Raw genomic sequence first — 2,201 nt, 5'->3', positions numbered from 1 at the left:
TGATTGATTGGTATCTACTTTAGTATTCAATATTAACTTCTGGCGAAGTTAAACTGTCACAAAACAAAGACCCGTTTGGGTTGTATGGTTAAGTGACTAAGCGTACACGGTGGATGCCTTGGCAGTTGGAGGCGATGAAGGACGTATTAACTTGCGATAAGCCTAGTCAAGCTAGTAAAAAGCACTTGAGACTAGGATTTCCGAATGGGGAAACCCACCTGCTTGCAGGTATCGTTAACTGAATACATAGGTTAACGAGGCGAACGCGGAGAACTGAAACATCTAAGTACCCGTAGGAAAAGAAATCAACCGAGATTCCGGAAGTAGCGGCGAGCGAAACCGGAACAGCCCTTAAGCTTATTATGTGTTAATGGAAGGCCGCTGGAAAGCGCCACGATACAGGGTGATAGTCCCGTACATGAAAAGACATTTTAAGTGAAATCGAGTAGGTCGGAGCACGTGAAACTTTGACTGAATATAGGTGGACCATCATCTAAGGCTAAATACTCCCAACTGACCGATAGTGAACCAGTACCGTGAGGGAAAGGCGAAAAGAACCCCTGTGAGGGGAGTGAAATAGAACCTGAAACCGTGTACGTACAAGCAGTAGGAGCCCACTTGTTGGGTGACTGCGTACCTTTTGTATAATGGGTCAGCGACTTATATTTTGTAGCGAGGTTAACCGAATAGGGTAGCCGTAGGGAAACCGAGTCTTAACTGGGCGAATAGTTGCAAGGTATAGACCCGAAACCCGGTGATCTAGCCATGGGCAGGTTGAAGGTTGAGTAACATCAACTGGAGGACCGAACCCACTAACGTTGAAAAGTTAGGGGATGACCTGTGGCTAGGAGTGAAAGGCTAATCAAACCGGGAGATAGCTGGTTCTCCCCGAAATCTATTTAGGTAGAGCCTCGGACGAATACTTACGGGGGTAGAGCACTGTTAAGGCTAGGGGGTCATCCCGACTTACCAACCCTTTGCAAACTCCGAATACCGTAAAGTAATATCCGGGAGACACACGGCGGGTGCTAACGTCCGTCGTGAAGAGGGAAACAACCCAGACCGCCAGCTAAGGTCCCAAAGTCATAGTTAAGTGGGAAACGATGTGGAAAGGCCCAGACAGCCAGGAGGTTGGCTTAGAAGCAGCCATCCTTTAAAGAAAGCGTAATAGCTCACTGGTCGAGTCGGTCTGCGCGGAAGATGTAACGGGGCTAAACTATGCACCGAAGCTGCGGATTCAGAATTTATTCTGAGTGGTAGGGGAGCGTTCTGTAAGCGGTTGAAGGTGTACCGGGAGGTATGCTGGACGTATCAGAAGTGCGAATGCTGACATGAGTAACGATAATGGGAGTGAAAAACTCCCACGCCGGAAGACCAAGGGTTCCTATCCCATGTTAATCAGGGTAGGGTAAGTCGACCCCTAAGGCGAGGCCGAAAGGCGTAGTCGATGGGAAACAGATTAATATTTCTGTACTCGATATAATTGCGATGGGGGGACGGAGCAGGCTAAGCAAGCATGGCGTTGGTAGTCCATGTGAAAGTGAGTAGGGCGTTTGTTTAGGTAAATCCGGACGAACATTAAACCTGAGACACGAGACGAGCTACTACGGTAGTGAAGTTGCTGATGCCATACTTCCAGGAAAAGCCTCTAAGCTTCAGATTATATGGAATCGTACCCCAAACCGACACAGGTGGTCAGGTAGAGAATACTAAGGCGCTTGAGAGAACTCGGGTGAAGGAACTAGGCAAAATCGTACCGTAACTTCGGGAGAAGGTACGCTCCTATCTGTGATGAGACTTGCTCTCTAAGCGGACGGGAGCCGCAGTGACCAGGTGGCTGGGACTGTTTATTAAAAACACAGCACTGTGCAAAATCGCAAGATGACGTATACGGTGTGACACCTGCCCGGTGCCGGAAGGTTAATTGATGGGGTTATCTTCGGAGAAGCTCTTGATCGAAGCCCCGGTAAACGGCGGCCGTAACTATAACGGTCCTAAGGTAGCGAAATTCCTTGTCGGGTAAGTTCCGACCTGCACGAATGGTGTAACCATGGCCACGCTGTCTCCACCCGAGACTCAGTGAAATTGAAATCGCAGTGAAGATGCTGTGTACCCGCGGCTAGACGGAAAGACCCCGTGAACCTTTACTACAGCTTGGCACTGAACATTGAACCTACATGTGTAGGATAGGTGGGAGACTT

General features: G+C 48.9%; 1 rRNA gene. It reads left to right on the top strand.

The features are described 5' to 3' along the window. Positions 1-86 precede the first annotated feature (86 nt). Positions 87-2,201 (top strand): 23S ribosomal RNA (locus HH219_RS21465); the annotation flags it as partial.

Origin of the sequence: Pseudoalteromonas sp. NEC-BIFX-2020_015 (assembly GCF_012952265.1) — a bacterium.
Classification (GTDB): domain Bacteria; phylum Pseudomonadota; class Gammaproteobacteria; order Enterobacterales; family Alteromonadaceae; genus Pseudoalteromonas; species Pseudoalteromonas neustonica.
Note: the sequence above shows the minus strand (reverse complement) of the source record. Positions and strands in the feature narration are given on the sequence as shown.